The sequence below is a fragment of the Pollutimonas rozaliensis genome (assembly GCF_048751585.1).
Lineage (GTDB): Bacteria > Pseudomonadota > Gammaproteobacteria > Burkholderiales > Burkholderiaceae_B.
The window spans coordinates 32,824-58,321 of the sequence record NZ_JAZHOB010000004.1 but is presented as its reverse complement, the minus strand read 5'-3'; the positions used below and the strand labels follow the sequence as shown (position 1 = coordinate 58,321).

General features: G+C 60.4%; 23 protein-coding genes. 16 read left to right on the top strand and 7 right to left on the bottom strand.

The window, feature by feature from the left end; genetic code table 11:
- The first annotated feature begins 73 nt into the window (after positions 1-73).
- From V0R37_RS08435 to V0R37_RS08420, 4 genes are all read left to right on the top strand, one after another.
- The gene (locus tag V0R37_RS08435; protein WP_420374105.1) at positions 74-1,198 is read left to right on the top strand and encodes a mandelate racemase/muconate lactonizing enzyme family protein; all 1,125 of its coding nucleotides are present in this window, start codon (positions 74-76) and stop codon (positions 1,196-1,198) included.
- 29 nt (positions 1,199-1,227) lie between these two features.
- The gene (locus V0R37_RS08430) at positions 1,228-2,157 is read left to right on the top strand and encodes a dihydrodipicolinate synthase family protein (RefSeq protein WP_420374104.1); all 930 of its coding nucleotides are present in this window, start codon (positions 1,228-1,230) and stop codon (positions 2,155-2,157) included.
- Between the two features lie 51 nt (positions 2,158-2,208).
- Positions 2,209-3,189: a Bug family tripartite tricarboxylate transporter substrate binding protein gene (locus tag V0R37_RS08425; protein WP_420374103.1), complete on the top strand. Its 981-nt coding sequence runs from the start codon at positions 2,209-2,211 to the stop codon at positions 3,187-3,189.
- A gap of 92 nt (positions 3,190-3,281) precedes the next feature.
- The gene (locus V0R37_RS08420) at positions 3,282-4,532 is read left to right on the top strand and encodes a CynX/NimT family MFS transporter (RefSeq protein ID WP_420374102.1); all 1,251 of its coding nucleotides are present in this window, start codon (positions 3,282-3,284) and stop codon (positions 4,530-4,532) included.
- A 10-nt stretch (positions 4,533-4,542) separates the two neighbouring features.
- Here V0R37_RS08420 and V0R37_RS08415 read toward each other — a convergent pair whose 3' ends face one another.
- A complete protein-coding gene (locus tag V0R37_RS08415; protein WP_420374101.1) occupies positions 4,543-5,454 on the bottom strand; it encodes a DMT family transporter in 912 nt (303 codons plus the stop codon).
- Positions 5,455-5,487: 33 nt separating this feature from the next.
- A complete protein-coding gene (locus tag V0R37_RS08410; protein WP_420374100.1) occupies positions 5,488-5,940 on the bottom strand; it encodes a DUF2214 family protein in 453 nt (150 codons plus the stop codon).
- Positions 5,941-6,346: 406 nt separating this feature from the next.
- On the opposite strand from V0R37_RS08410, the gene V0R37_RS08405 reads away from it, so the two are divergent.
- From V0R37_RS08405 to V0R37_RS08375, 7 genes are all read left to right on the top strand, one after another.
- Entirely contained in the window at positions 6,347-7,441 is a 1,095-nt protein-coding gene (locus tag V0R37_RS08405; protein WP_420374099.1) for a TRAP transporter substrate-binding protein, read from the top strand.
- Positions 7,442-7,565: 124 nt separating this feature from the next.
- Positions 7,566-8,192, top strand: coding sequence for a TRAP transporter small permease subunit (locus tag V0R37_RS08400; RefSeq protein ID WP_420374098.1), 627 nt, complete (start codon positions 7,566-7,568; stop codon positions 8,190-8,192).
- A gap of 2 nt (positions 8,193-8,194) precedes the next feature.
- On the top strand, positions 8,195-9,916 hold the full coding sequence (locus V0R37_RS08395; RefSeq protein WP_420374097.1) for a TRAP transporter large permease: 1,722 nt from the start codon (positions 8,195-8,197) through the stop codon (positions 9,914-9,916).
- Between the two features lie 203 nt (positions 9,917-10,119).
- The gene (ahpC, locus tag V0R37_RS08390) at positions 10,120-10,683 is read left to right on the top strand and encodes an alkyl hydroperoxide reductase subunit C (protein ID WP_420374096.1); all 564 of its coding nucleotides are present in this window, start codon (positions 10,120-10,122) and stop codon (positions 10,681-10,683) included.
- A gap of 109 nt (positions 10,684-10,792) precedes the next feature.
- On the top strand, positions 10,793-12,385 hold the full coding sequence (gene ahpF, locus V0R37_RS08385; RefSeq protein ID WP_420374095.1) for an alkyl hydroperoxide reductase subunit F: 1,593 nt from the start codon (positions 10,793-10,795) through the stop codon (positions 12,383-12,385).
- Positions 12,386-12,524: 139 nt separating this feature from the next.
- On the top strand, positions 12,525-13,517 hold the full coding sequence (locus V0R37_RS08380; protein ID WP_420374094.1) for a diaminopimelate dehydrogenase: 993 nt from the start codon (positions 12,525-12,527) through the stop codon (positions 13,515-13,517).
- Between the two features lie 122 nt (positions 13,518-13,639).
- Positions 13,640-15,766 (top strand): AsmA family protein, encoded by a 2,127-nt coding sequence (locus V0R37_RS08375; RefSeq protein ID WP_420374093.1) that lies wholly within the window; start codon positions 13,640-13,642, stop codon positions 15,764-15,766.
- Between the two features lie 58 nt (positions 15,767-15,824).
- Here the strand turns inward: V0R37_RS08375 and V0R37_RS08370 are convergent, their stop codons facing one another.
- Genes V0R37_RS08370 through V0R37_RS08355 form a run of 4 tightly spaced genes read right to left on the bottom strand, consistent with a single transcriptional unit; the run spans position 15,825 to position 20,279 of the window.
- Positions 15,825-17,045 carry an ABC transporter substrate-binding protein gene (locus tag V0R37_RS08370; RefSeq protein WP_420374092.1) on the bottom strand — a complete coding sequence of 407 codons (1,221 nt, stop codon included), beginning with the start codon at positions 17,043-17,045 and terminating at the stop codon, positions 15,825-15,827.
- Positions 17,046-17,103: 58 nt separating this feature from the next.
- Positions 17,104-17,877, bottom strand: coding sequence for an SDR family oxidoreductase (locus tag V0R37_RS08365; protein WP_420374091.1), 774 nt, complete (start codon positions 17,875-17,877; stop codon positions 17,104-17,106).
- A gap of 8 nt (positions 17,878-17,885) precedes the next feature.
- Complete coding sequence (locus V0R37_RS08360) at positions 17,886-18,713, bottom strand: enoyl-CoA hydratase/isomerase family protein (protein WP_420374090.1); 828 nt, start codon at positions 18,711-18,713, stop codon at positions 17,886-17,888.
- 15 nt (positions 18,714-18,728) lie between these two features.
- Complete coding sequence (locus V0R37_RS08355; protein WP_420374089.1) at positions 18,729-20,279, bottom strand: class I adenylate-forming enzyme family protein; 1,551 nt, start codon at positions 20,277-20,279, stop codon at positions 18,729-18,731.
- A gap of 146 nt (positions 20,280-20,425) precedes the next feature.
- Here V0R37_RS08355 and V0R37_RS08350 point away from each other — a divergent pair, with 146 nt between their 5' ends.
- Positions 20,426-21,199 (top strand): IclR family transcriptional regulator, encoded by a 774-nt coding sequence (locus tag V0R37_RS08350; protein ID WP_420374088.1) that lies wholly within the window; start codon positions 20,426-20,428, stop codon positions 21,197-21,199.
- On the opposite strand, the gene V0R37_RS08345 is transcribed toward V0R37_RS08350, so the two are convergent.
- Positions 21,128-21,700 carry an MgtC/SapB family protein gene (locus V0R37_RS08345; RefSeq protein WP_420374087.1) on the bottom strand — a complete coding sequence of 191 codons (573 nt, stop codon included), beginning with the start codon at positions 21,698-21,700 and terminating at the stop codon, positions 21,128-21,130. The two genes, V0R37_RS08350 and V0R37_RS08345, sit on opposite strands and share 72 nt — an antisense overlap.
- Positions 21,701-21,769: 69 nt before the next feature.
- Here V0R37_RS08345 and V0R37_RS08340 point away from each other — a divergent pair, with 69 nt between their 5' ends.
- Genes V0R37_RS08340 through V0R37_RS08325 form a run of 4 tightly spaced genes read left to right on the top strand, consistent with a single transcriptional unit; the run spans position 21,770 to position 25,494 of the window.
- Entirely contained in the window at positions 21,770-21,961 is a 192-nt protein-coding gene (locus V0R37_RS08340; RefSeq protein ID WP_420374086.1) for a YqaE/Pmp3 family membrane protein, read from the top strand.
- Between the two features lie 38 nt (positions 21,962-21,999).
- Positions 22,000-23,529 (top strand): ABC transporter ATP-binding protein, encoded by a 1,530-nt coding sequence (locus tag V0R37_RS08335; protein WP_420374085.1) that lies wholly within the window; start codon positions 22,000-22,002, stop codon positions 23,527-23,529.
- Entirely contained in the window at positions 23,516-24,577 is a 1,062-nt protein-coding gene (locus V0R37_RS08330; RefSeq protein ID WP_420374084.1) for an ABC transporter permease, read from the top strand. The genes V0R37_RS08335 and V0R37_RS08330 overlap by 14 nt, the downstream gene beginning before the upstream one ends.
- Positions 24,577-25,494, top strand: a complete 918-nt coding sequence (locus V0R37_RS08325; RefSeq protein ID WP_420374083.1) for an ABC transporter permease — start codon at positions 24,577-24,579, stop codon at positions 25,492-25,494. Before V0R37_RS08330 ends, V0R37_RS08325 begins: the two co-directional genes overlap by 1 nt.
- Positions 25,495-25,498 lie beyond the last annotated feature (4 nt).

The window sequence follows — 25,498 nt, the reverse complement described above, 5'->3', positions numbered from 1 at the left end:
AGTTTTAGATGGGTTGTGGCATCTTTTTAAAAACTAAATAATACGGTCATTCTTTTATCTTGGAGTGTTGACCGTGCCTATCATCGAATCCATTGACGTCTCAGCGGTATCGGTACCGCTGGACCGCGTCACCTCTTTCTCCAACCGCAGCGTCAGCACACGCTACTACGGGCTGGTCAAAGTCCGTTCCAAAGAAGGCATCGAGGGCATCGGCTTTTGCTATATAGGCAGCGACGGAGGGCCGATTTTCACGGCGGCCGTGGAACACCTGCTGGGTAAGGTCCTGATAGGAAAAGACTCTTATGGTGTCGAAGGCCTTTGGCAATCCATGTACCAGGAAGCCTTGCTGCAAGGCCGCCAGGGTACGGTCATGCGCGCCATCAGCGCCCTGGACACGGCCATCTGGGACATGAATTCGAAAGCCGGCGGCTTGCCGCTGCACAAATACCTTGGAGCGTTCGAACTGGAAAGCGTCCCCGCCTATGCCAGCGGCGGCTACTACCTGGACGGAAAAACACCCGAGAAGCTTGGCGAGGAAATGGCCAGCTATGTGGCATTGGGCTTCAAGGCGGTAAAGATGAAAACGGGGCGCCATTCGCCCAAAGAGGAAGAGGCGCGTCTTAAGGCCGCGCGCGATGCGGTCGGCCCCGACGTGGAACTGATGATGGACTGCAATAACGCCTGGCAGGATGTGACGCAGGCCATGCAATACATACGCCGCTTCGAACAATATGAGCCTTACTTCATCGAAGAGCCCTTCGGCCCCGACGATGTCGACAGCCATGCCAAGCTGGCGCGGCTGACCCACCTGCCGATCGCCACCGCCGAAATCGGCTACGGCCGCTGGTACCACAAAGAGCTGCTGGACAAGCAGGCGGCATCCATTCTTCAAACCGATGCCGCCGTTTGCGGTGGAATCACTGAATGGAAACGCATTGCCGCCACGGCGGCCAGTTACGGGGTCGTGGTTTGCCCCCATTGGTTCCACGATTTGCATGCGCCGCTGGTGGCCGCCACGCCCAATGCGCGATATGTGGAGTTTTTCTGGGACGATCAAGTACTGAACTTCCGCCGCCTGATCGATCGGCAACTATCGCAGAAGGACGGCCGGGTCATCCTGCATCAAGAGCCCGGGCTGGGGTTCGGATTCGATGAAAAGGCCGTGGCCAGATATGGCGCCTGGACGACGGTCCGTTGAGTCATTTCCATCGTTAGAAAGGACTCTTCATGTCATCATCCAGCACGGTTCTCAGTGGTGTGTTTTCACCGGTACTGACGCCTTTCTCGGCCGGTTTACAGCCGGACATTCCGCGCTTCCTGGAGCATTGCAAGTCTTTGCTGGCGCACGATGTCGGACTGGCCATCTTCGGCACCAATTCCGAGGCCAATTCCATGGGTCTGTCGGAAAAACGCCGGCTTCTGGACGCTTTGCTGGAAAACGGACTGCCTCCGTTGCGCATGATGCCCGGCACAAGCGCCTGCTCGATACCCGAAAGCATTGAAATGACTCGCCATGCGGTCGTTTCGGGTTGCGCCGCAGCGCTCATGCTGCCGCCTTTTTACTACAAGGGCGTCGGCGACGAAGGCCTGTTCCGCTATTTTGCATCGGTGATCGAAGGCGTGGCCGACCAGCGGCTGCGCTTGTATCTGTACCATATCCCGCCCGTAAGCCAGGTCGGCATCAGTCATGCGCTTATTGAAAGGCTGCTGCATGCATTTCCCGGCACTGTCGCGGGTATCAAGGACAGCGGCGGTGACTGGAGCAATACGGAATCGCTGATCCGAAATTTCCAGCCTGCGGGTTTTCAGGTTTTTGCAGGGACCGAAACCATCCTGCTCGATACGATGAAAGCGGGCGGTGCGGGCTGCATCACCGCTACGGCCAATGTAAATGCCGCAGAAATCATGTCGCTTTATCGTTCTTGGCGGAATGCGGACGCCAAGGACCGGCAAGCCCGAATCAATCGCAAGCGTGCCGCCTTCCAGGCCTATCCGCTGATTTCCGCAATGAAGGCGGCGATAGCATGGGAAACTGGCGTTCCTGAATGGGGCATCGTGCGTCCCCCCTTGGTGGAACTCACCGTCCAGCAATCCAGGCAATTACGCCTGGAACTGGAAAAGCTGGAGCCGGCCGCGCCGCAGGCCATGCCTGGGTAAACATTCCAGCATCCGGCTCCTTCAACATACCTATATATAGAGAGACAAATAATGAATCGTCGCAGCTTTCTTATTTCAGGCAGTGCATTGGCCGCCGCAGCCGCCGCTCCCGCGCTCAAGGCTCAAACCGTGGCTCCGAAAAGCACGGTCAGCATGGTGGTGGGATTTCCGGCGGGGGGCGGCACCGATGTGCTGGCGCGCCTGCTCGGCCAGAAGTTTTCCGACATGTGGGGTGTGCCCGTTGTCGTGGAAAACCGTCCCGGCGCGGCGGGTGTGATTGCCGCGCGCCATACCGCGAAACAGAAAAACGACGGAACGGCGCTGCTGGTTGCGCATGTGAACAGCCATGGAATAGGGCCCGGCTTGCGTACCGATCTAGGCTACTCCGTGGAGCGGGACTTCACTCCCATCGGTCTTATCGGCAAGACGCCCACCATACTGATAGGCGGCGCCAACCAACCGGCCAAAACGCTGAAAGACTTGGTGGAACTGTGCAAGGCGAAGCCGGGCGAGATCGTGTTCGGGTCGGCCGGCACAGGATCGGCCCAGCATCTGGCGCTGGAGATATTCAAGGCCGAGGCCGGCATCAACGTGCTGCATGTGCCGTATAGCGGCTCTGCGCCATTGATGACCGACGTGATTGGCGGCCACATCCATTATGCCTTCGAGGGGATGACGACCGCCAAGCCGCTGATTGAATCGGGCAAAGTCATCGCGCTGGCGCAGACATTGCAGAATCGATCCAAAAGCCTGCCCGACGTACCGACCATTGCGGAGCAGGGCTATCCTGGCTTTGAGGCAAGCATATGGTTTGCGTTGGTCGGGCCTGGCGGCATGTCGCCCGATATGGTTGCGCGTGTGAATGCGGATCTCAACAAAGCCCTGCAAACACCGGAGCTGATTGCCAGGCTGGCCCAGGCCGGCGCCGAGGACGGCGGCGGGTCGCCCGAGCGCCTGGCACAGTTCATGCAAAGCGAGCAGGTCAAGTTTGCAACGGTCATCAAGGACGCGGGTATTTCGGTCAAGTCCTGATCGTTGCACGCGGCAGCTGTCGATTTCCGCGGAACTGCCAGGGTATCATCATGGCTGGGGAAATTTCCACCCGCATAACGATACGAACAGGTATGACTTCCGCAGAAATCCGCGCCGACAGCGCGCCCACGACTTCGCCCGTCCGGAGCCGCGCAGCGCAAATCCTGCTGGGCTTCAGCCTGATGCTGATTGCCTATAACCTGAGGCCCCTGTTTTCCAGCCTTTCCGTGTTGTTGCCGGACCTGCTTCGGCAAACCAGCCTGACATCGGCCGGCGCCGGCTATCTGACGACACTGCCCGTGTTGTGCCTGGGGCTGTTCGCTCCGCTGGCGCCCAGGATTTCCCAACGCATAGGGCCGGAAAGAGCCTTGCTTGCCGTCCTTTTCTTCCTGATGGCCGGCACGGCGTTGCGAGGCATGGGGGATATGTATTCCCTGTTCATCGGCTCGGCGCTGGGCGGCGCGGCCATCGCCACGGGCAACGTCCTGCTGCCCAGCGTGGTCAAACGCGATTTTCCACAGCAAGCGGCATTGATGACGGGGCTATACACCATGGCCTTGTGCGGCGGCGCGGCGTCGGGGGCGGCCTTTACCTTGCCCATTGCGCATTATTTCGACGAGTCATGGACGGCAGGCCTTGCGGTGTGGGCGTTGCCCGCGGCCCTGGTGTTGCTGGTTTGGGCGCCGCAGTCATTGCGCGCGGAACACGCTTCGCGGCAGGCCAGGCGCAGCGTCAGCGGTTTGTGGCGCGATCCGCTGGCGTGGCAGGTCACTTTTTTCATGGGGTTGCAGTCGGCGCTGGCCTATTGCGTCATGGGCTGGATGGCTCCCATATTGCGCGATCGCGGCATGGATGGGATCGAAGCGGGACTGGTGGTCTCGGTATCCATCATCGTGCAGGTGTTCACGTGCCTGCTGGTGCCGCCCCTGGCGGTTCGCTGCAAGGATCAGCGCATGTTCAACGCGGCGCTGGCCTTGATTGCGGGGGCTGCCTTGGTAGGATTGCTTTTCGCTCCCTTGTCCACCGTATGGGCTTGGGCCGTTCTGCAAGGCATTGGGCAGGGCGGCTTGTTTGCAATAGCCATGACGGTGATTGTGCTGCGTTCGCCCGATTCGCATGTGGCCGCTCACTTATCCGGCATGGCGCAAGGGGTGGGCTATGTGCTGGCCGCCTTCGGCCCTTTGCTGGTGGGGATGCTGCATAGCGCGACCGGAAGCTACGATGCGTCCGCCTGGCTGTTTGCCGCCCTGGGGGTGGCTGCGGCCATTAATGGATGGGGCGCGGGCCGCGCCATGCTGGTCAAAGCGCGCAGCCAGGCAAGGGCGGCCGACCCGGGCGCTTGATCGCGCGACATCAGCCCGCGCCCGACGCCGGCGGTTTGCGCATGACAAGATAGATTCCGGCGGCCGCCAATATCATTCCCGGCCATGCGGCCGGCGGCAGCGCCTCGTCCAGGATCAGGAAGGCAATCATCGCTGTTACCGGCGGCACCAGGAAGAACAGGGCCGAGACGCGCGACGCTTCTCCGCGCCGTATCATGGCCAGCAATAATGAAATCGCCACGATGGAATTGCATACGACCAGATAAGTCAGCGACAGCAGGAACTCCGCGGTCCATTGGATTTGCATCGGCTCCAGCAGGAAAGCCAGCGGCGCGGAAACGGCCAGCCCGACCGCATATTGCACCATGTTGGCGGTCACCGGATGCGTCTGGACGCCGTAGCGCTTTTCCCATAGCGTGCCGCCCGTCATGGAGAACAGGGCCATGACGGCAAACAGCAGCGCGGCCGGCGAAGCAATTTCTATTGCGGACTTGGACAGGATGACGATGCCCGCCCCCGCCACGCCCATGAGCAGCCCAAGCCAGCGCGTTGCGCTGACCCGTTCGCGGGCGATGGCGGGGGCCAGCAAACCGATAAGAATGGGCTGCTGCGAAGTGATCAGCGCCACGGCGCCGGCGGATATGCCCAGCTTCAGGCTCAAGTAAACAAACGAGAAATAGCCCGCCTGCAACAGCAGGCCAACCATGGCCAGGTGCAGCCATGCTTTTGGCGTTGCCGGCAAAGCGGGGCGCAGCCAAAGAAACGGGACGATGAGTATGGCCAGGACGCAGGCATATCGTAGCGCCAGGAAAGTCAAGGGATCGGAATACGCCAGACCCATCTTCAGGAAGACGAATCCGAAACACCAAAGTAGTAGAAACAGAGCGGGAGCCCACTTCAACCACGAGGCGGTCACGTCTGTCGCTGCTGAGGAGGGTGGCATATGGTGTGGTGTGCCTGCGCTAGGCGCGCGGCATCAACCCAGGCTTCCGATGCCGCGCGCCATCAGGGCGGCGCAAAGGATCAGGACGGTTGCCGCCGCCAATTCCGCATGGATGGCGGTGCGCAGCCTTTGCAGTGTGGCCTCATCCACCTTGGGCGCCTGGCCGGCTTTTACAGCGCTTCTCCAGGAAAGGAATTCCCTGGTCGGCCGGATGGACATCAGGCCGATCAGCGCGAAGAGCGCCAGCTTGGCCAGGAAAGGAATGTTCGTGAAATAAAAGGCCGCGCCTTTTTCAAAGAAGAAAACCCGCAGCAGACCAATGACAAGCACGGCGCCGGCCGACGCGCCGAATACCATGTCGGCGATCAGCAGCTTGCGTGCAATGGTCACGGTAAGGGCTTCCTTGATCAGCACGAACTCCACGGCCAGCGCGGCGACAAGGGCAAAGGCGGCCATGTGGTGCAGGAAAGCGAACAGTGAACTCATAGGGACTCCGGTGGATGGCTGCCGCGTGCATGCGATCCGTGAAGTGTACCGTTCAGAGCCTGGGCGCGCGGGAAAATATTCTGTGGCGCGGCCGCCTCAGTCGAAAGAATTCAGATTTTTTTAATCAACTTATAAATATATTCTTATTTCCAAAAGATATGAAAAGCTACTGCGGCTTTCAGGCTTTGATTCGGCGGCCGGCGCCGGAACTTTATATTTTTCAGCGCCCTAGACGGCGGGATGCCCGATGACGCTGTAAACCCACGTTGAGAAAAGGGTTTTCAGACCTAGTAGTACTACTAGTAGAGACATTTTTTCTTTAAGCGCATGATCCGCCCGGTTTTCGTTTCCGCCCAAGAGGACGGAGCGCGCAAGGCTTACCTCACCATTCCCACAAGGAGTATTTATGCAACGCCGTTCGTTTCTTAAGAACGCTACATTGGGTGCCGTCGCCGGTGGCGCCACATTGGCAGCACCCGCTTTCGCACAGCAGGCGCCAACCATCAACTGGCGCCTTGCGTCCAGCTTTCCCCGCAGTGCCGATGCGATCTATAGCGGCGGCGAGAACGTTGCAAAATTCGTCTCGGAAGCCACGGATGGAAAGTTTTCCATTCGCGCGTTTCCCGCCGGGGAAATCGTACCCGCGCTGGCTGTTCTTGACGGCGTGCAGAACGGCACGATCGAATGCGGCCACACCGCTTCCTATTACTACTTCGGTAAAAATCCGGCGCTGTGCTTTGACAGCGCTGTCCCATTTGGCTTGAACACCCGTCAGATGAACGCCTGGGTGAATCATGGCGGCGGCCTGGCCTTGCTGCGCGAGCTGTACAAGCAATACAACATCGTCAATTTTCCCTGCGGCGCCACCGGCACGCAGATGGGCGGCTGGTTCCGCAATGAAATCAAGTCCGTCGAAGACCTGAAGGGGCTGAAGTTCCGTTGCAGCGCGTTCGCCGGCGCGGTGCTTTCTCGCCTGGGCGTGGTGCCCCAGCAAATCGCCGGCGGCGATATTTATCCTTCGCTGGAAAAAGGCACCATCGACGCCGCGGAATGGATAGGCCCTTACGATGATGAAAAACTGGGTTTTCATCGCGTGGCGCCTTACTACTACTTTCCCGGCTGGTGGGAAGGCACGCTGCAGGTCTCGCTGTACGTGAATCAGGACAAGTACAACAGTCTGCCCAAGCACTATCAGGCTGTGCTGGCTCAGGCCAGCGCCATGGCCAACAATCAGATGATTGCGACCTACGATGCCGAAAACCCCAGTGCGCTCAAGCGCCTGATCGCCGAAGGCGCCAAGTTGCGCGCCTTCCCCAAGGCCGTCATGGAAGCCTGCTACAACGAGTCCAACAAGGTCTATGCCGAGTTCTCCGCCAAGGATCCCGTCTTCAAGAAATTGTATGAAGCCTATTCGGAGTTCCGTGATCACGAGATCCCCTGGTTCCGCGTTGCGGAAGGCAGCTTCGACCAGTTCATGGCCAGTACGTCATCCCGTCGCTAAGCACTCCATAGTCTGCGGGGCATAGCCGCTGCCGGCTTCCCGGATCGGCCGCGTAAGGAATGAATTTCCCTACGCGGCGTTTTCCGCGTGTGCCCCTTCTTTTCCTGTCTCAAGAAACCTAGCGATGAAAACCTTACTTGCTTTATCGCGCCTGATTGACGGCGTCAATCGGCGCGTGGGCCGGGCCGTTACCTGGCTCATCCTGATCGTCGTGCTTGTCAGCGCCGGCAATGCCGTCGTGCGCAAGGTATTCAATATCAGCTCGAATGCCTGGCTGGAGCTGCAGTGGTATCTGTTCGGCGCCATCTTCCTGCTGTCGGCCGGCTATACGCTGCTCAAGAACGAGCACGTCCGGGTCGACGTGATTGCGCAGCGGTTCTCCCGCCGTACGCAGATCAAGATCGAAATTTTCGGCGTCCTGTTTTTCCTGCTGCCCGCATGCGTGCTTATCATGTGGCTGTCCTGGCCGATGTTCATGGACTCCTGGCTTACCCATGAGTATTCCTCAAATTCGGGTGGCTTGCTGCGCTGGCCCGCCAAGCTTTTGATACCCATAGGTTTCGCCCTGCTGATCGCCGCCGGTATTTCCCATTTGATCAAGTGCCTTGCTTTCCTGGCCGGCGCGGCGCCGGATCCCACCGAAAAGCTTGCTGAAAAAACGGCCGAGGAACTCCTGGCCGAAGAGATCGCGCGCGATGCCGAGGCCCGCGTGGCGGCTCAAGCCAAATCCGATAACGTGGCGGGGCGCTAATCATGGAATTTTTCATTGTCAACATGGCCCCGATCATGTTCGCGACGCTGGTCGTGTTCCTGCTGCTGGGCTTTCCCGTGGCCTTCGCTTTGGCCGCCAACGGTATCTTCTATGGCCTGATCGGCATCGAGCTGGGCCTGTTTACTCCAGCATTATTCCAGGCCCTGCCGCAGCGCGTCTTCGGCATCATGGCCAACGATACGCTGCTGGCCGTACCGTTCTTCACCTTCATGGGATTAATCCTGGAACGTTCCGGCATGGCGGAAGACCTGCTGGAAACAATAGGGCAATTGTTCGGACCGCTGCGCGGCGGCCTGGCCATCGCCGTCGTGCTGGTGGGCGCCATGCTTGCCGCAACCACGGGGGTAGTGTCGGCGTCGGTCATTTCGATGGGGCTGATCTCGCTGCCCATCATGTTGCGCTACGGCTATGACCGCAAGCTTGCGACTGGCGTGATTGCCGCATCGGGCACCCTGTCGCAAATCATTCCGCCATCCCTGGTGCTGATCATTCTGGCCGATCAATTGGGCCGTTCCATTGGCGATATGTATCGCGGCGCCATTGTGCCGGGCTTCGCGCTGACGGGGCTTTACATACTTTATGTCATTGTGCTGTCGTGGCTGCGCCCCAAGGCGGCGCCGGCCATCCCGGAAGAAGCGCGTACATTCATCGAGCCCAATGGCAGCCGCGGCATTCCGTCGCTGCTCGCGCTTATGGCGGTCGCCGTCTCGGCCGCCCTGAGCTGGATTATCTTCCTGATGCGGGACAACGCGCCGGTCGATGAAAAAGTCGTTCTTGGAATATTGGTCTGGGGAGCGGTCGCCTTCGTGCTGGCCGCGGTCAACAAGGTGTTGCGCCTGGGCTTGCTGTCGCAGATCGCCGAACGCGTGACCTTCGTGCTGATTCCTCCGCTGGCCTTGATCTTCCTGGTGCTGGGAACCATCTTCATCGGTGTCGCCACGCCGACGGAAGGCGGCGCCATGGGCGCGGTGGGAGCCATCATCATGGCGGTGATCCGCAAGCGGCTTAGCTGGTCCTTGCTGCGCCAGGCCATGGACACCACCTCGACGCTGTCATGCTTCGTGGTGTTCATCCTGATCGGGTCGACGGTATTCGGCCTGACCTTCCGCGGAGTCAGCGGCGACCTGTGGGTGGAGCATCTGCTGATCGGCCTGCCCGGCGGCGAAATGGGTTTCCTGATCGTCGTCAGCCTGATGACCTTCGTGCTGGCCTTTTTTCTGGATTTCTTCGAACTGGCCTTCATTATTGTGCCCTTGCTCGGTCCGGTTGCCGACAAGATGGGCATAGACCTGATCTGGTTCGGCGTGCTGCTGGCCGTCAATATGCAGACGTCCTTCATGCATCCGCCTTTTGGATTCGCTTTGTTCTATCTACGCTCGGTGGCGCCCAAGGAGGATTACCGGGACAGGATCACGGGCAAGACCATTGCCAAGGTCACCACGGGTCAGATTTACTGGGGGTCGGTGCCTTTCATCGTGATCCAATTGCTGATGGTTGCACTGGTGTTGACGTTTCCCGGCATGGTCACGCACTACCGGCATGACGCTACAGGCGTGAATCCCGAGTCCATCGTGATCGATTTGGACAAGGCCTACGGCGGCGATGCCCGGTATGGAGACGATGCCCTGCCGCCCGGCGCCGATGCGGCCCCGGCATCGGACGGCGCCAGCTCGGATGAAGAATTGAACAATCTTTTCAAGTAGAATGGAGCACGTGAAGCTTATGGCCCTTGCCGGGCCGTAAGCTTCGCAAGCAATAAAAATACGAGGCCGGACCTGGCGTTTTTTTAGCTCCGTGTAATAGCGTAAAACTATTCGATCAATAATATTAATCAATTTTACAAATCACGGTGGTTTGCCTATACTGGCCTTGTGTTCAATTTCTTTAACCGAAAAAAGGAAACGCAATGTCCCTGATCAACACCAAAATCAAACCCTTTAAAGCAACCGCATACCATAATGGCAAGTTCATCGACGTCAGCGATGAAACCGTTGCGGGCAAATGGTCGGTCTTCGTTTTCTACCCCGCCGACTTCACCTTCGTATGCCCCACCGAGCTAGAAGACCTGGCCGAGCAATACGAAGCATTCAAGAAGATCGGCGTTGAAATTTATAGCGTTTCGACTGACACGCATTTCTCGCACAAGGCATGGCACGACACGTCCGACGCAATCGGCAAAGTCCAATACCCCATGATCGCCGACCCCACCCATGTCCTGGCGCGTAACTTCGAAGTCCTGATCGAAGAGGAAGGCATTGCCTTGCGCGGCACCTTCGTCGTGAACCCCGAAGGCGAAATCAAGGTCATGGAAGTGCACGATAACGGCATTGGCCGCGTGGCTTCCGAACTCCTGCGCAAGGTCAAGGCAGCTCAGTACATCGCCGCCCACCCTGGCGAAGTCTGCCCCGCCAAATGGGAAGAAGGCGCCAAGACCCTGACTCCTTCGCTGGATCTGGTCGGCAAGATCTAAGCCACAGTCCCTTGCGGTAAGCAGGTTGCCAATTAGCCGCCGCGCGCAAGGCCAAAAGCCGGGCGCGCGGCCCCCTGAACATTCCTCTTATCAAGAAGGTCAATACGTTATGTTGGATGCAAATCTTAAATCTCAGTTGAAATCCTATATGGAAATGGTCTCCCTTCCGGTCGAGATCGTTGCCAGCCTTGACGATAGCGCCAAGTCGCAGGAGCTGCGCGAGCTGCTCCAGGAAATCGAGCTGATGTCTGAAAAGATCACCTTGACCGAACGTAGCGACGACAAACGCAAACCTTCGTTCAGCATCAATCGCAGCGGCACGGATATCGGCGTGCGCTTTGCCGGCATACCCATGGGCCACGAATTCACGTCGCTCGTGCTGGCGCTGCTGCAAGTAGGCGGCCATCCCATCAAGCTGGATGAGGCCGTTATCGAACAAATCCGTAATCTCGATGGCGATTACGAATTCGAAACTTATTTTTCCTTGTCCTGCCAGAACTGCCCCGATGTGGTGCAGGCGCTTAATGTCATGTCCATCATCAATCCGCGCATCAAGCACGTTGCGATCGATGGCGCGCTGTATCAGGACGAGGTCGATGCCCGCCAGATCATGTCGGTTCCGACCATGTATCTGAACGGCGGGGTTTTCGGCCAAGGCCGCTCCAGCGTGGAAGAGATCCTTGCCAAGCTGGATACCGGCGCCGAATCACGCCGTGCGGAAGAGCTCAGCGCACGCGAACCCTACGATGTCCTGATCGTCGGCGGCGGGCCGGCCGGCGCGGCTGCGGCGGTCTATGCGGCGCGCAAGGGCATACGCACGGGTATCGTGGCCGAGCGCTTTGGCGGCCAGGTGCTGGACACCATGGCGATCGAGAATTTCATTTCGGTCACCGAAACCGAAGGCCCCAAGTTCGCGACGGCGCTTGAACAGCACGTCAAGGCTTACGACGTCGACATCATGAACCTGCAGCGCGCCCAAGGGCTTGCCGCCGGCAAGCTTATCGAAGTCAAGCTGGCCAACGGCGGCGTGCTGAAAGGCAAATCGGTCATTCTGGCGACAGGAGCCCGCTGGCGCGAAATCAACGTGCCGGGCGAGCGCGAGTATCGCAACAACGGCGTAGCCTATTGCCCGCACTGCGACGGCCCCCTGTTCAAGGGCAAGCGTGTAGCCGTCATTGGCGGCGGCAACTCGGGTGTCGAGGCGGCCATCGATCTGGCCGGCCTGGTCAGCCACGTGACGCTCATCGAGTACGGCGATAGCCTGCGTGCCGATGCGGTATTGCAGCGCAAGCTCAAGAGCCTGCCCAACGTCACCATCATCGTCTCGGCGCAAACGACCGAGATCCACGGCGACGGCAAGAAAGTGAACGGCCTGACCTACAAGGACCGCGTCACGGACCAGGCCCGCAAGATCGAACTCGAGGGCGTGTTCGTGCAAATCGGACTGGTGCCGAACACAGAGTGGCTCAAGGGCACCCTGGCCTTGTCGCGCCACGGCGAAATCGAGATCGACGCCAAGGGCCAGACCTCCTTGCCGGGCGTGTTTGCCGCGGGTGATTGCACGACCGTGCCTTACAAGCAGATCGTCATTTCCGCCGGCGATGGAGCCAAGGCCGCGCTTAGCGCCTTCGATCACCTGATTCGAAGCTCGGTGTCGGATCAGGAAGACGTATCGGCCGATGCCGAAGCCGTATCGGTTTAATAGCGAGCATCAGGGGCTGCACGCCGGCACGGTTTCGACCGCGCCGGCGTGTTTTTTTGTTGATATTCCTGACGCCGGCCCGCTCCGCCGGCCTGGCCTACAATTCCGCCATCCATCCATTTAAAAAGCGAGGACAGGCATGACAGATAAAATCAGGATAGGCATCGTTGGCTACGGCAACCTGGGCCGTGGCGTGGAGTCGGCGATTGCACAGAACGGCGACATGGAACTGGTCGCTGTATTTACCCGCCGGAATCCCCAGGCAGTCGTCTTGCTGGATAGCAGAGTGCCCGTGCGCGACCTTGGCTCCATACAGGATTTCAAAAGCCGGATCGACGTCCTGATCCTGTGCGGCGGGTCAAAAAACGACCTTCCCCGCCAGGGCCCGGAATTGGCGGCCTGGTTCAATACCATCGACAGTTTCGATACCCACGCCAAAATTCCTGAGTACTTCGCCGCCGTCGATGCGGCGGCGCGCGCGGGCGGCAATACGGCCATTATCTCGGTCGGCTGGGATCCGGGCCTGTTTTCGATAAACCGCCTGTTCGGCGAAGCCGTACTGCCGCAAGGCGCGACCTATACATTCTGGGGCAAGGGCCTGAGCCAAGGGCATTCCGACGCCGTGCGCCGAATCCCCGGCGTCAAGGCCGCGGTGCAATACACCATACCGGTGGAAGACGCCGTGAATCGCGTACGCAGCGGTGCTTTGCCCAGCCTGTCGACCCGCGACAAACATACCCGGGACTGCTATGTAGTCCTGGAAGAAGGCGCCGATGGCGCGGCGGTGGAAACGGCCATCAAGACCATGCCCGATTACTTCGCCGACTACGACACCACGGTCAACTTCATCGGTGAAGACGAACTCCAACGCGACCACAGCGCGATGCCCCATGGCGGCTTCGTCATTCGCAGCGGCAAGACCGGGGCTGAAAGTGCCAGGGCACAAGTCATGGAATATTCGCTTAAGCTGGAAAGCAATCCCGAGTTCACCTCGAGTGTACTGGTGGCTTATGCGCGCGCGGCGGTCCGGCTAAGCCGGCAAGGCGCTGTGGGGGCGCATAGCGTATTCGACGTAGCTCCCGGCTTGCTGTCGCCGAAAACCCCGCAACAACTTCGTAAAGAGCTCCTGTAGCCGTCATAAGGAATATCCCGGTTTCTTTTGGTAGATTCCCGTTGCATGTGTTGGTGGCCTTGCCTCTACAATGAAACAATGCTTTTTGCCGCGTTGTCGCCACCATGCATCCGGGAGCCGATATGCCACGCTATTTAAAAATAATACTGTGGACGGGCCTGGGCCTGCTGTTGGCTTTTGTTCTGGCGTTTACCGTGCTGGCCACGATGGACTGGAACCGGGCCCGGCCATGGATAAACCAGCAGGCGACCGAGCTGGCCGGCCGGCCGGTGGCGATACAGGGCGACCTGAAGCTGGACTGGATAAGGCCCCAGGCTGGAGCAGACACCGGCTGGCGCGGCTGGGTGCCCTGGCCCGAAATCACCGCCCATGATCTGGTCGTCGGCAATCCCGCGGGAGTGGCGCCCGACAAGAGCATGGCGCGGGTTTCCGCCATGACCGTGGTCATCAACCCCCTGGCCCTGCTGGCGCGCAAGGTCCAGATAGCCAATCTTGAAATCGAGAATGCCCAATTGTTCCTGGAGCGCCAGGCCGATGGCGCAGCCAACTGGACATTCGTCCGCAAGGAAAATTCCGACCCTCAAGCTAAAAAATGGACCTTCGACCTGCAGAAGGTGTCGCTAAAGAGCGTGCGCGCCGAGGTCGCCGACGCTGCAAGCAAGCTGAACATGAAGGCCGATCTGGACACGCTCGAAGAAAGCGGCCCCGAAGGCTATGGCATGGGCTGGAAAGCCAGCGGCAGCTATAACGGCGTTGACATCAAAGGCGAAGGCAAGACGGGCGGCGTGCTTTCGCTCAGGCAAGGCGACGCCCCTTTTCCCTTGAGGGGGAATGTCGCCATCGGTAAAACGCGGATCGGGCTGGAAGGGTCGGTGACCCGGCCGCAAGCCCTGGCCGCTCTGGACGTAAGGCTGAAACTCGAGGGCGACACCATGGCCGACCTGCTGCCGCTCATAGGCGTGGCCCTGCCCAATACTCCGCCCTACAGCACCGAAGGGCACCTAATCGGCATGCTGGAGGGCGAGGACGACACATGGCGCTACGAGGATTTCAAGGGTGTCGTGGGCGAAAGCGATCTTGAGGGCACCTTGGTGTATCAGATGCGCGAACCTCGGCCGCTGCTCAGCGGGCAGGTGGAGTCCAGGCTTTTGCGTTTCCAGGATCTAGGGCCTTTGATCGGCGCTGACACCAGCGATGTAAAGTCCGGCGAGTCCAGGAAGGACAGGGCGAAGCAGCCGGCCGGCAAGGTGCTGCCGGCGGCGCCCATCGGCACCAAGGCCTGGGGCGTCATGGATGCCGACGTCAGGTTCAGGGGCCGCAAGATTTTGCGCAACAAGGATTTGCCGCTGGACAATATCGAGGCGCATGTGAAGCTGGTGGACAAGGTCCTGACATTTACGCCGCTGAACTTCGGCGTGGCGGGTGGCACCCTGGGCAATACCCTGAAGCTGGACGGAAATAGCGACAAGATCAAGGCGGAACTCAGGACCGAGGCGCGCCATCTGAAATTGAAAAAACTGTTTCCGGGAGCCGAAAGCATGGACGCCAGCTTCGGGGAACTCCACGGCGATGCCGAACTCTCGGCGCAAGGCAGTTCCATCGCGGAACTGCTGGCCCATTCCAACGGCGAGGTCAAGGCGCTGGTCAGCCGCGGCACGATCAGCCAGTTCCTGCTGGAGGCAGCCGGCCTGAACGTCGCCAATATGGTGATCGTAAAGCTGTTTGGCGATGAGCAGATTATGCTCAATTGCATGGCCAGCGATTTCGACGTGAAGGATGGCGTCATGCGGACCAGAGCCTTTCGCTTGGAAACCGACGACACTATCGTGGACATCACCGGACAAATCAATCTGGCGACCGAGAGGCTGGATCTGGATATCCGGCCCGCGAACAAGACCTTGCGGGTCTTCACGCTACGTTCCCCTTTGTATGCCAAGGGCACTTTCAAGGATCCGGACGTGGGCGTGCAAAAGGGGCCGCTGATTGCGCGGGCCGGCGCGGCGGTGGCACTGGGCATCGTTGCCACGCCCTTCGCCGCGCTCCTGCCGCTGTTGAACGTGGGAACGGACGATTCCGCGAATTGCACGTCCTTGATGGCAAAGGCCGGCCAGGATCCCAAGGCGCCCCCGCCGGGGGAATCAGCCAAGGACACCGAGGCCAAGCCCAAGGCCGCGCGCAAGAATGGACCCATGGCCGGCGGGGCGGATGAGGACCGCGCCAATTGGCCGTCCTCGCAGGCCTTGCCTTAGCGGATAGGCCTTGTCCGCTTTCCCGCCGCGCCCATGATCCGTCCGCGAAGCCGGCGGATCATTTCTTGATCAATGCGCAAGTGGATTTTTCCAGCGGCTGAAAGGCTTCGTCGCCTGGAATAGTCGCGACGACCTTGTAGTAATCCCAGTCGTATTTGGACTCGGCCGGTGTTTTCACCTGCATCAGGTACATGTCATGCACCATGCGGCCGTCCTCACGAATAACGCCATTACGGGTGAAGAAGTCATTGATCTTCATGGACTTCATTTTCGCCATGACGGCTGCGGTTTCATCGGTGCCGGCGGCTTCCACGGCGCGCAGATAGTGCAGCGTCGATGAATAGTTGGCGGCCTGGATGGCAGTGGGCATCTTGTTCATGCGCTGGTAATAGCGCTTGGACCATTTGCGTGTTTCATCGTTCAGATCCCAATAGAAGGCTGCTGTCAGCATCAACCCTTGCGCCTGTTCCAGGCCCACGCCATGTATATCGGTGATGAAGACAGCCAGTCCCGCCAGGTTCTGCTTGGCCGGGTCAACGCCGAACTCCCGAGCCGCCTTGATGGAGTTGATGGTGTCGCTGCCGCCGTTGGCCAGTCCGATGATCTTCGCCCCGGAGGTTTTCGCGCTGAATATGAATGAGGAAAGATCGTTGGCGTTGAAGGGATGCCGGGCGCTGCCCACGACTTTGCCGCCGCTTTGTTCGACCACGCTTGTCACGTCGCGTTCGATCTGGTGGCCGAAGGCATAATCGGCGGTCAGGAAGTACCATGTGTCGCCGCCATTCTTCACGATGGCCTTGGCCGCCCCGTGCGCCATGGCATAGGTATCCCATGCATAGTGGATGCTATTGGGCGTGCAATTCTGATTGGTGATGCGCGTAGTCCCGGCGCCATTGATGATGGCGATACGGTTTTTTTCTTTCGCGATGTCCACGGCCGCCAGCGCGGCGGCGGAGTTGGTCAGGTCGGTGATCATGTCGACGTGCTCGACGTCGAACCATTTTCGGGCGGTTGAAGAGGCCACATCGGGCTTGCTGTGATGATCGGCGCTCAGCACCTCGATCGGCTTGCCCAGCACTTTGCCGCCGAAGTCCTCGACGGCCATCTTGACCGCGGTAATGGACCCTTGGCCGGACAAGTCCGCCAAAGCGCTGCTCATGTCGGTAATGACGCCCACGCGTACCACCTCGTCTGAAACCGATGCGGCCTTGACCTGCGTGAAAGCGAACAGCGTCAGGGCGGATAGCGCCAGCGCTGCGGATTTGCGGGTTGATGTCATTTTGTCTCCTTTGTTGGTATGGGCGCGATCGTTGCGCGCGGTTTTGCCTTCTTTTGCTTCAGATCGAATTGCGGGCCAAGCCTCCGTCGATGCAAATATTCTGTCCCGTTATGTATGCGGCATGCGGCGACGCCAGGAAGGCGCACATGGCGCCGAAATCGGCGGCGGTGCCCAGGCGCCGCATGGGGATCCCGGCTGCCATCTGTTCGCGTACTTCCTGTTCGCTGATCCCGCCGCGTTTCGATCGGTCGTCGATGACCCGCTGCAAGGCCCCGGTGTCCATGAGGCCGGGCAGCAGCCCATTGACCGTGATGCCCGATGCGGCCACTTCGCGGGCCAGAGAGCCCATGGCCCCGGTCAGTCCGATGCGCAGACTGTTGGACAAGGCCATGTTCGGATACAGCTCCTTGACCACGAAAGAAGTAATGTTGATGATGCGTCCGAACTGCCTCTGGCGCATCGATGCCAGCATGGCCCGTACGACCTCGAGCGGACCCAGCACGTTGGTTTCATAGCATTGCCGCCAGAGCGCGGCATCGGTTTCCTCGAACGGAGCCGCCGGTGGGCCGCCGGCATTGGTAACGACGATGTCCGGGCTGGCGATGGCATGGACAGCGTCGATCAGCTTGCGGCGCTCTTGCTCCTGGCCTATGTCGCCGCCCACAAAATGCCCGCCCGGCAAAGCGGCGGCGCTGCGTTCTCCCTGCGATGTGTCGCGGCCATTGATAATGACCCGCGCGCCCTCATTGGCCAGCGCCTGCGCGCAGGCCCAGCCCAATCCGCGGGTTCCGCCCAGCACCAGTGCGGTGCGTCCCTCGATGCCAAGGTTCATGACGGCTCCTAGAAGGGGCAGGATGGATTGAAATTCGGGTCGCGGCGGTCCCTTAGCGAGGCGATCCCTTCGTGAACGTCGGGTCCTGAAAACCCCATGAATTCCAATGCCAGCGATGCATCGAAGCTGGGGCCGGCAAGACGCAGCCAGTTGTTCAATGCGTACTTTGTCCAGCGTATGGCGGTTTGCGACCCCATTGCCAGGCGCTGGGCGACGTCGAAGGCTTTGGGCAGCAGTTCGGTTTCGTCCACCGCCAGCGACACAAGGCCGATGCGCTCGGCTTCCTGGCCGGACACCGACTCGCACAGCATCAGGTAGTACTTGGCTTTGGCCATGCCGCACAGCAAAGGCCAAACGATGGCGGCGTGGTCGCCGGCGGCCACGCCCAGGCGGGTGTGGCCATCGATGATGCGCGCGTTATTCGCGGCAATGGACACGTCGGCCAGCAGGCCGGCCACCAGGCCCGCCCCCACGGCGGGGCCATGCATGGCCGACACGATGGGCTTGGAGCAGTTGATCACGTTGTAGACCAGGTCGCGCGCCTCGCGCCATACCCGCGCGCGAACATTGAAGTCATTGGCCATGTCCTCGACCAGGCCCAGGTCGCCGCCGGCGGAGAAGCCCCTGCCTTCGCCTCGTATGATGGCCACCCGGGTGTCCGGGTCGCGATCGATATCGTTCCAGATGGTGGACAGTTCGCGATGCAGATTATGGTCGGCGGTGGAAAGCTTCTTGTTGGCGCTTTGGGCGGCGCCCATCACGACTTCAAGAATGCCGTGGTCGTGGCGCGTCAGCGTCAAGGATTGGTAGTGTTCATAGGGCGATGGGTTTGCCATGGGGTTTCCTTTTTCCTAGATTTTCTTTCTGTTTTGCCAGTACGGCTCTTTCAGGATGTTCTTCTGTATTTTGCCGATGGGCGTCTTGGGAAAGTCCTGGACGAACTTGATCACCCTGGGGCGCTTCAGCCGCGCGAGTCTGGCTTCGCATTGCGCTATCACCCGCTCTTCGGTCAGCGTCCGCCCCGACTTGAGCAATATATAGGCGGCGGGCACCTCACCCCATTTTTCGTCCGGAACGCCGAATACCGCGCACTCCGCGACTTCGGGCAACAGGTACAGCACGTCCTCGATTTCTTTCGGATAGACGTTCTCGCCGCCGGAGATCAGCATGTCCTTGGCGCGATCGACCAGGGTTATGTAGCCCTCGGCATCGGCCACGCCGATATCGCCGGTCAGCCCCCAGCCCTGGCCCAGCTTGAAAAAGCCGGCGGTTTGCTCGGGCTCGTTGTAGTAGCAAAGCATAAGATTGTCGCCCCGTGATGCCACTTCGCCCATCTCTCCGGGAGCGGCGCGGCTGCCATCGGGACGCAGCACGGCAACGTCGACGTTGTAGGGCTGCTGTCCTACGCTGCCCAGTTTTTCGGGCAGTCGATGCCAGGGCAGCGCCGCGATCACGCCGACTTCGGATTGGCCGTAGATCTGGGTCAGGCGCAGCTGGGGCAGGCGTTTCATCAGTTCCGTTTGCACCCAGTCCGGCATCGGTGCGCCGGCGAACGAGAGCTTGGTCCAGGATTCCAGTTTTCTTTCTTCCAGGCCGGGCAGGGTGGCCAATGCGTTGGCCTGGGTGGGAACCATGAACGTAGCGGTAATTTTTTCTTCCTCTATGGCCTGCAGGAAAGCGTCCGGAGACCAGGGCGTGATGAAAACCGTGCTGGCCCCCGCCAATATGGCCGGTTGGAACATGATGTTCAGCGCCGCGACGTGGAATAGGGGAGTGACGATGGCGACCAGGTCGAGCGGCCCTATCGACTCTTCGACCATCACGGTATGCGCGGTGACGTCGCGTGCGCGATGGTCCACCAGCACCCCTTTGGGACGCCCCGTCGTGCCGCCTGTATAGGTCATGCAAAATGGATCGCGTTCATCCAGCTGCACGCCCGGCTCCTGGCTTGGGCTGTTTTCGATGAAGCGCTCGAAGGGCAGCGCATCGAAAAGATCGGTCTGCCCGATGACGATGTATTGGCGGATTTGCGGGCATGAGGCGCGCACCGCCGCCACCTTTTCCGCCAGCGCCGCGTCGAAAATCAGGACTTCGGTGTCCGACTTGTTCAGCGTCCAGGCCAGCTCGTCGGGGGCGTACAGGATGGAAACGTTGTTCAGGACATAGCCCGTTCGGGCCACTCCGAAGAACACCGCGCCATACTCGGGCAGGTTGCGCGAAAGCATCGAGACCTTGGCGCCTTTTGCCAGCCCGAGCCCCAGCAGGGCATTTGCAAGGCGATTGGACAAGGCATCGAGCTGCGAATAGCTCAGGCTCGAGCGCTTGTCCGGCCCTCGGTAAATGATGGCTTGTTTATGGGGGAAGCGCCCTGCGGAGCGGCGCAGCATGTCTCCAGTCAGCATTTTTTGCCTTTTCTGAATTATGGAAATAATTTACGCTAATCATAAACATGTGCTTTCTCCAGTGTCAATTCTTTTGCGTCGGATGTATCCATGTTGTACAGTCGTAGCCTTTGATAGAGGCGCTTGCGGCAAAACGGAAAATGAAGATGAGCAAACCTATGCAGGCGGGCGTTCAGTCCGTCGAGAACGGCCTTGACCTCATGCTGATCGTCGCCCACAACCGGCGTCCGATGAAGATCACCGATATTGCGGAAAAAGCCGGCATCGCGCCCAGCAAGGCGCATCGCTACCTGGTGAGTTTCATGCGCACCGGCTTCATTACGCAGGACGCGGAAACCGGGCTATACGGCATGGGCAGGGTGGCGCTGGAGTTCAGCCTGTCGTGCCTTGCAACCATCGAGCCTATTTCCCTGGCCACGAAGGAAGCGGAGCGCCTGTGCCTGGAAGTCGGCCATACGGTGGCCATTTCGGTATGGGGCAGCTTCGGACCCACGGTGGTCCGATGGGAGCAGCCCAATCGCCCCGTCATGGTGAATGTCGGGCTGGGGTCTGTATTTCCGCTTTATCGATCGGCCACCGGCCGCGTTTTCGCGGCCTTCATGGATGCCGAGGCGATCCAGGCCTATATGGACTCCGCCGACAGCCTGGACCGCCGCGAAAGCAACAAGGAAACCGTGGAGCAGGTGCGCAAGCGGGGCATGGCGCGGGCCGAGGGCGATTTCATGAGCGGCATGAGCGCGTTCGCCGCACCGGTTTACGACGACCGCGGGCGCCTGGTGCTTGCCATGACGGTCCTGGACTACAAAACCAATTTCGATCATCGCTGGAATGGCGATGTCGCCCGCGCCCTACGGCTGGCCGCCGGCCGGGTCTCGGCCGACCTTGGACGGCCCGCCATCGCGGCCGGGCGCCTCCGGTAGCCGCTGAACATCGTCCTCGTCGCTGTCGATGCCGATTTCCATGCGTTTGACGACGGCCAGGATGAACAGGGCGGCCAGGGTGCTGACGACCGCCGTGGCTTCACGGCCCATGCCGGCCGCGATGCCGACGGCGGCCGCCACCCATATGCTGGCGGCGGTGGTCAGCCCTTTTATCTCGTGACTGTCGCTATGCTTGATGATGGCTCCCGCTCCCAGGAAGCCGATACCGGCTATGACGCCCTGAAGCACGCGGCTGGCGTCCGCTATCTGCATGCCGCTTTGCAAAGGCACCAGCACGAAGATGGCGGCGCCCAGGGACACCAGCATATGCGTGCGCAGGCCGGCGGCCTTGCCCTGAAGTTCGCGCTCGTAGCCGATGGCGGCGCCCAGTAAAATCGCCATGGCAAGGCGCAGCACGATGCGGGTGGCCTGCTCCGCATCGGGGATATCGGAAAACTCCTGGACGATGGTCAGCCATACCTGTGTCGCGATTTCGGTCATTTCGGATATCCCAAGATGAGGCAGAGGTTAGAATAGCAGGCTTTCCATATACACAAGAACGGTTGAAACATGAGACTTATCATCGCCCTGTTGTTGCCTTGGCTGACTTTCTTCACGATCGGGCGTCCGATTGCCGGCATCCTGTGCCTGATTCTTCAGATTACGATTATTGGCTGGCTGCCCGCCACGATCTGGGCGGTCTACGCGCTTAGCCAATACAAGACGGACAAGAAAATCGAAAAGGCATTGTCGCAGCGCTAGCATCATCGCGCCGGCTCACGATGATTCCCGAAAAGAACATGGCTGCACGCCTTGCGTTAACGCAGATCACCAAGCGGTATCCGGCCGTTGTAGCCAATGACGGGGTCGACCTGAGCGTGAAGGCCGGGGAAATCCATGCCGTGCTGGGTGAGAACGGGGCGGGCAAGTCGACCCTGATGAAAATCATCTACGGGGTAACCCGCCCGGACTCCGGCCGGATTTTTTGGAACGGCGTCGAAACGGACATCGGCAGTCCGGCGCTTGCCAGGCAGTTGGGCATCGGAATGGTTTTCCAGCATTTCTCGCTGTTCGACACGCTGACGGTGACCGAGAACATTGCCCTGGGCTTGCCCAAAGGCACGCGCATCGATGCGCTGGAGCGCCGTATTGCCGACACCGCTCATCAATACGGCCTGGACCTGGAGCCCCGGCGGCATGTGCATACCTTGTCCGTCGGAGAGCGTCAGCGGGTGGAGATCGTGCGAGCCCTGCTGGGCGGGCCCCAATTGCTTATCCTGGACGAACCCACCTCGGTGTTGACGCCGCAGGCCGTCAGCAAGCTGTTCGAGACCTTGCGCAAGTTGGCGTCCGAGGGCTGCAGCATTCTCTATATCAGTCATAAGCTAGATGAAATCCGGGCCTTGTGCCACGCGTGCACAGTGATGCGCGGCGGCAGGGTCACCGGGGTGTGCGACCCGCGCGGCGAATCGGAAGCCAGCCTGTCGCGCATGATGATAGGAACGGAACCGCCGCCCGTCGTGTACCGGGAAAAGCCTGCCGGCGAAACCATGCTGACGGTGCGCAATCTTGCATTGCCCCGCGCGCATCCGTTCGCCACCGAGTTGGCCGGTATAGATTTCGAGATCCGTGCCGGCGAAATCCTGGGGGTGGCGGGCGTATCGGGCAATGGCCAGCAGGAATTGCTGGCGGTGTTGTCCGGCGAGGATACCCGCGCCGACGCGGACGCCATCATGCTGGAAGGCCTGGCCATAGGGCGGCGCTCGGCCGCATGGCGACGGGGGCATGGCATGGCCTTTGTCCCCGAGGAGCGCCTGGGGCGCGGCGCGGTTCCCGAACTGAGCCTGGCGCAGAACGTTCTGCTTTCGCACCAGGACGACGCCACGGTCCGGCGCGGCTTTATCAGGCGGACCGCCGCCCGGCGCCTGGCGGCAAGCATCATCGAGCGCTTCCGGGTCAAGACGGCCGGACCCTGGGCGACGGCCGCGAGCCTGTCGGGCGGCAACCTGCAAAAATACATCATCGGCCGCGAAGTGGCGCGCAATCCCCGGGTATTGCTGGTGGCGCAGCCCACCTGGGGCGTGGATGTCGGCGCGGCCGCTCAAATCCGGGCTGAATTGCTGAGCTTGCGCGATGCGGGCTGCGCCGTGCTGGTCGTTTCCGAGGAACTGGACGAATTGTTCGAGATATCCGACAGGCTGGTGGTCATGTCCAAGGGCAGGATGTCCCCGTCCGTCAAGGCCATGGAGGCCGACAATGATTTGATCGGCCGGTGGATGAGCGGGCTGTGGACGGGAAATGTTACGGAGGCGGCGCATGTTCAGGCTTGAGCCGCGGGCGCAGCCGTCCATCTGGATGTCCTGGCTTTCACCGGTGCTGGCGGTGTTGCTGACGGCGCTCTGCGGCGTGGCCTTGTTTCTTGCCGTGGGCAAGGATCCGCTGGCCAGCCTTTCGGTCTTCTTCTATGAACCCATCAAGGATCTGCGAGGCTGGTCCGAGGTGGGGGTCAAGGTCGCGCCGCTGTTGCTGATCGCTGTCGGCCTGTCCCTGTGCTTTCGCGCGAACGTATTCAATATCGGCGCGGAAGGCCAATTGGTCATGGGGGCCATTGCCGCGGGTTCCGTCATCCTGTATTTCGACGACGAGACCAATGGCGGTTTCGGGCTGATGACGTTGGCCCTTGCTGCCGGAGCGGTGGGGGGCGCCTTTTGGGCCGCCATCACGGCTTGGCTGCGCGATCGCTACAACGCCAATGAAATCCTGGTTTCGCTGATGCTGGTCTATGTCGCCCAGTTGCTGCTGAGCTATCTGGTGCATGGCATATTGATTGATCCGGACGGCTTCGGCTTTCCTCAGTCGCGGCTTTTTTCGGACGGTTTCCTGCTGCCCGTGGTTTTGCCTGGAACGCGCCTGCACCTGGGCATCGTGCTGGCCCTGCTGGCCTCGGTGATCGGCTGGCTGTACTTGTCGCGCAGCTTTTCCGGTTTCAAGCTGCAGGTTGGCGGCATGGCGCCCCTGGCGGCCCGGTATGCGGGGTTTTCCTCGAGCCGCTCGCTCTGGACGTCCTTGTGCGTGTCCGGCGCCCTGGCGGGAGTGGCGGGCGCATCGGAGATCATGGGACCCATCGGCCAACTGACGCCGTCGATCTCCCCGGGCTATGGTTTTGCGGCCATTATCGTGGCTTTTGTGGGGCGCCTGCATCCCATAGGCGTGATTTTTTCCAGTTTCATCATGGCCTTGCTGTATATCGGCGGCGAGCTGTCGCAAAGCCGGCTTGGGATGCCTAGCGCCATTACCGGGATTTTCCAGGGCATCCTGCTGTTTTCCCTGCTGGCCTGCGATGTCCTGATCAATAATCGACTGCGCTGGAGCAAATAATGGACGCATTGGCTCCCCTGATCGCATCGGCCATCAACGCGGGCACGCCGCTCATGCTGGCGGCGCTGGGCCTGCTTATCAATGAAAAGTCCGGTGTGATCAATCTGGGCTCCGAAGGCATGATGCTGGTGGCGGCCGTCATCGGTTTCGCCGTCACCATCCATTCCGACAGCGTGGCCCTGGGCTTCCTGGCGGGAGCTCTGGCCGGCATGGCGCTGGCGGGTTTCTTTGCCTGGCTCACGGTCTGGCTGGGGGCCAATCAAGTGGCCACGGGCCTGGCCTTGTCCCTGTTCGGCGTCGGCGCCTCGGCCTACATCGGCATCGATTATGTAGGCGCCACCTTGCAGGGCAACCATTTCGGCCTGCCTTTCCTTCAGGACATCCCCTTTCTTGGGGCGGCCATCTTCCAGCAGCACCCCATGGTGTATTTATCGCTGCTGCTGTGCGCCGGCATAGTCTGGTTCCTTAACCGGACTCGCGCGGGCCTGATCTTGCGTTCCGTGGGCGAATCCCCCTCGTCGGCCCATGCCCTGGGCTATAAGGTCAGGCGCATACGGCTTTCCGCCTTGCTGTTCGGCGGGGCTTGCTGCGGCCTGGCGGGAGCCTTTATGTCGCTGGCCTACACGCCCATGTGGGTGGAGGGCATGGTGGCGGGCCGAGGCTGGATTGCGCTGGCGCTGACGACCTTTGCCACATGGCGGCCGTTGCGCGTGCTGGTGGGCGCCTATCTGTTTGGCGGGATCACCATTCTTACCTATCATATGCAGGCGCTGGGGGTTCCCATAGCGTCGCAGCTGCTTTCCATGCTGCCCTATCTTGCAACGATAGTGGTGCTGGTCCTTATTTCCCGAAACGCAAACTGGATCAGGCTGAACATGCCTGCCTCGCTGGGCAAACACTTTAACCCGAACTCCTAAGGAT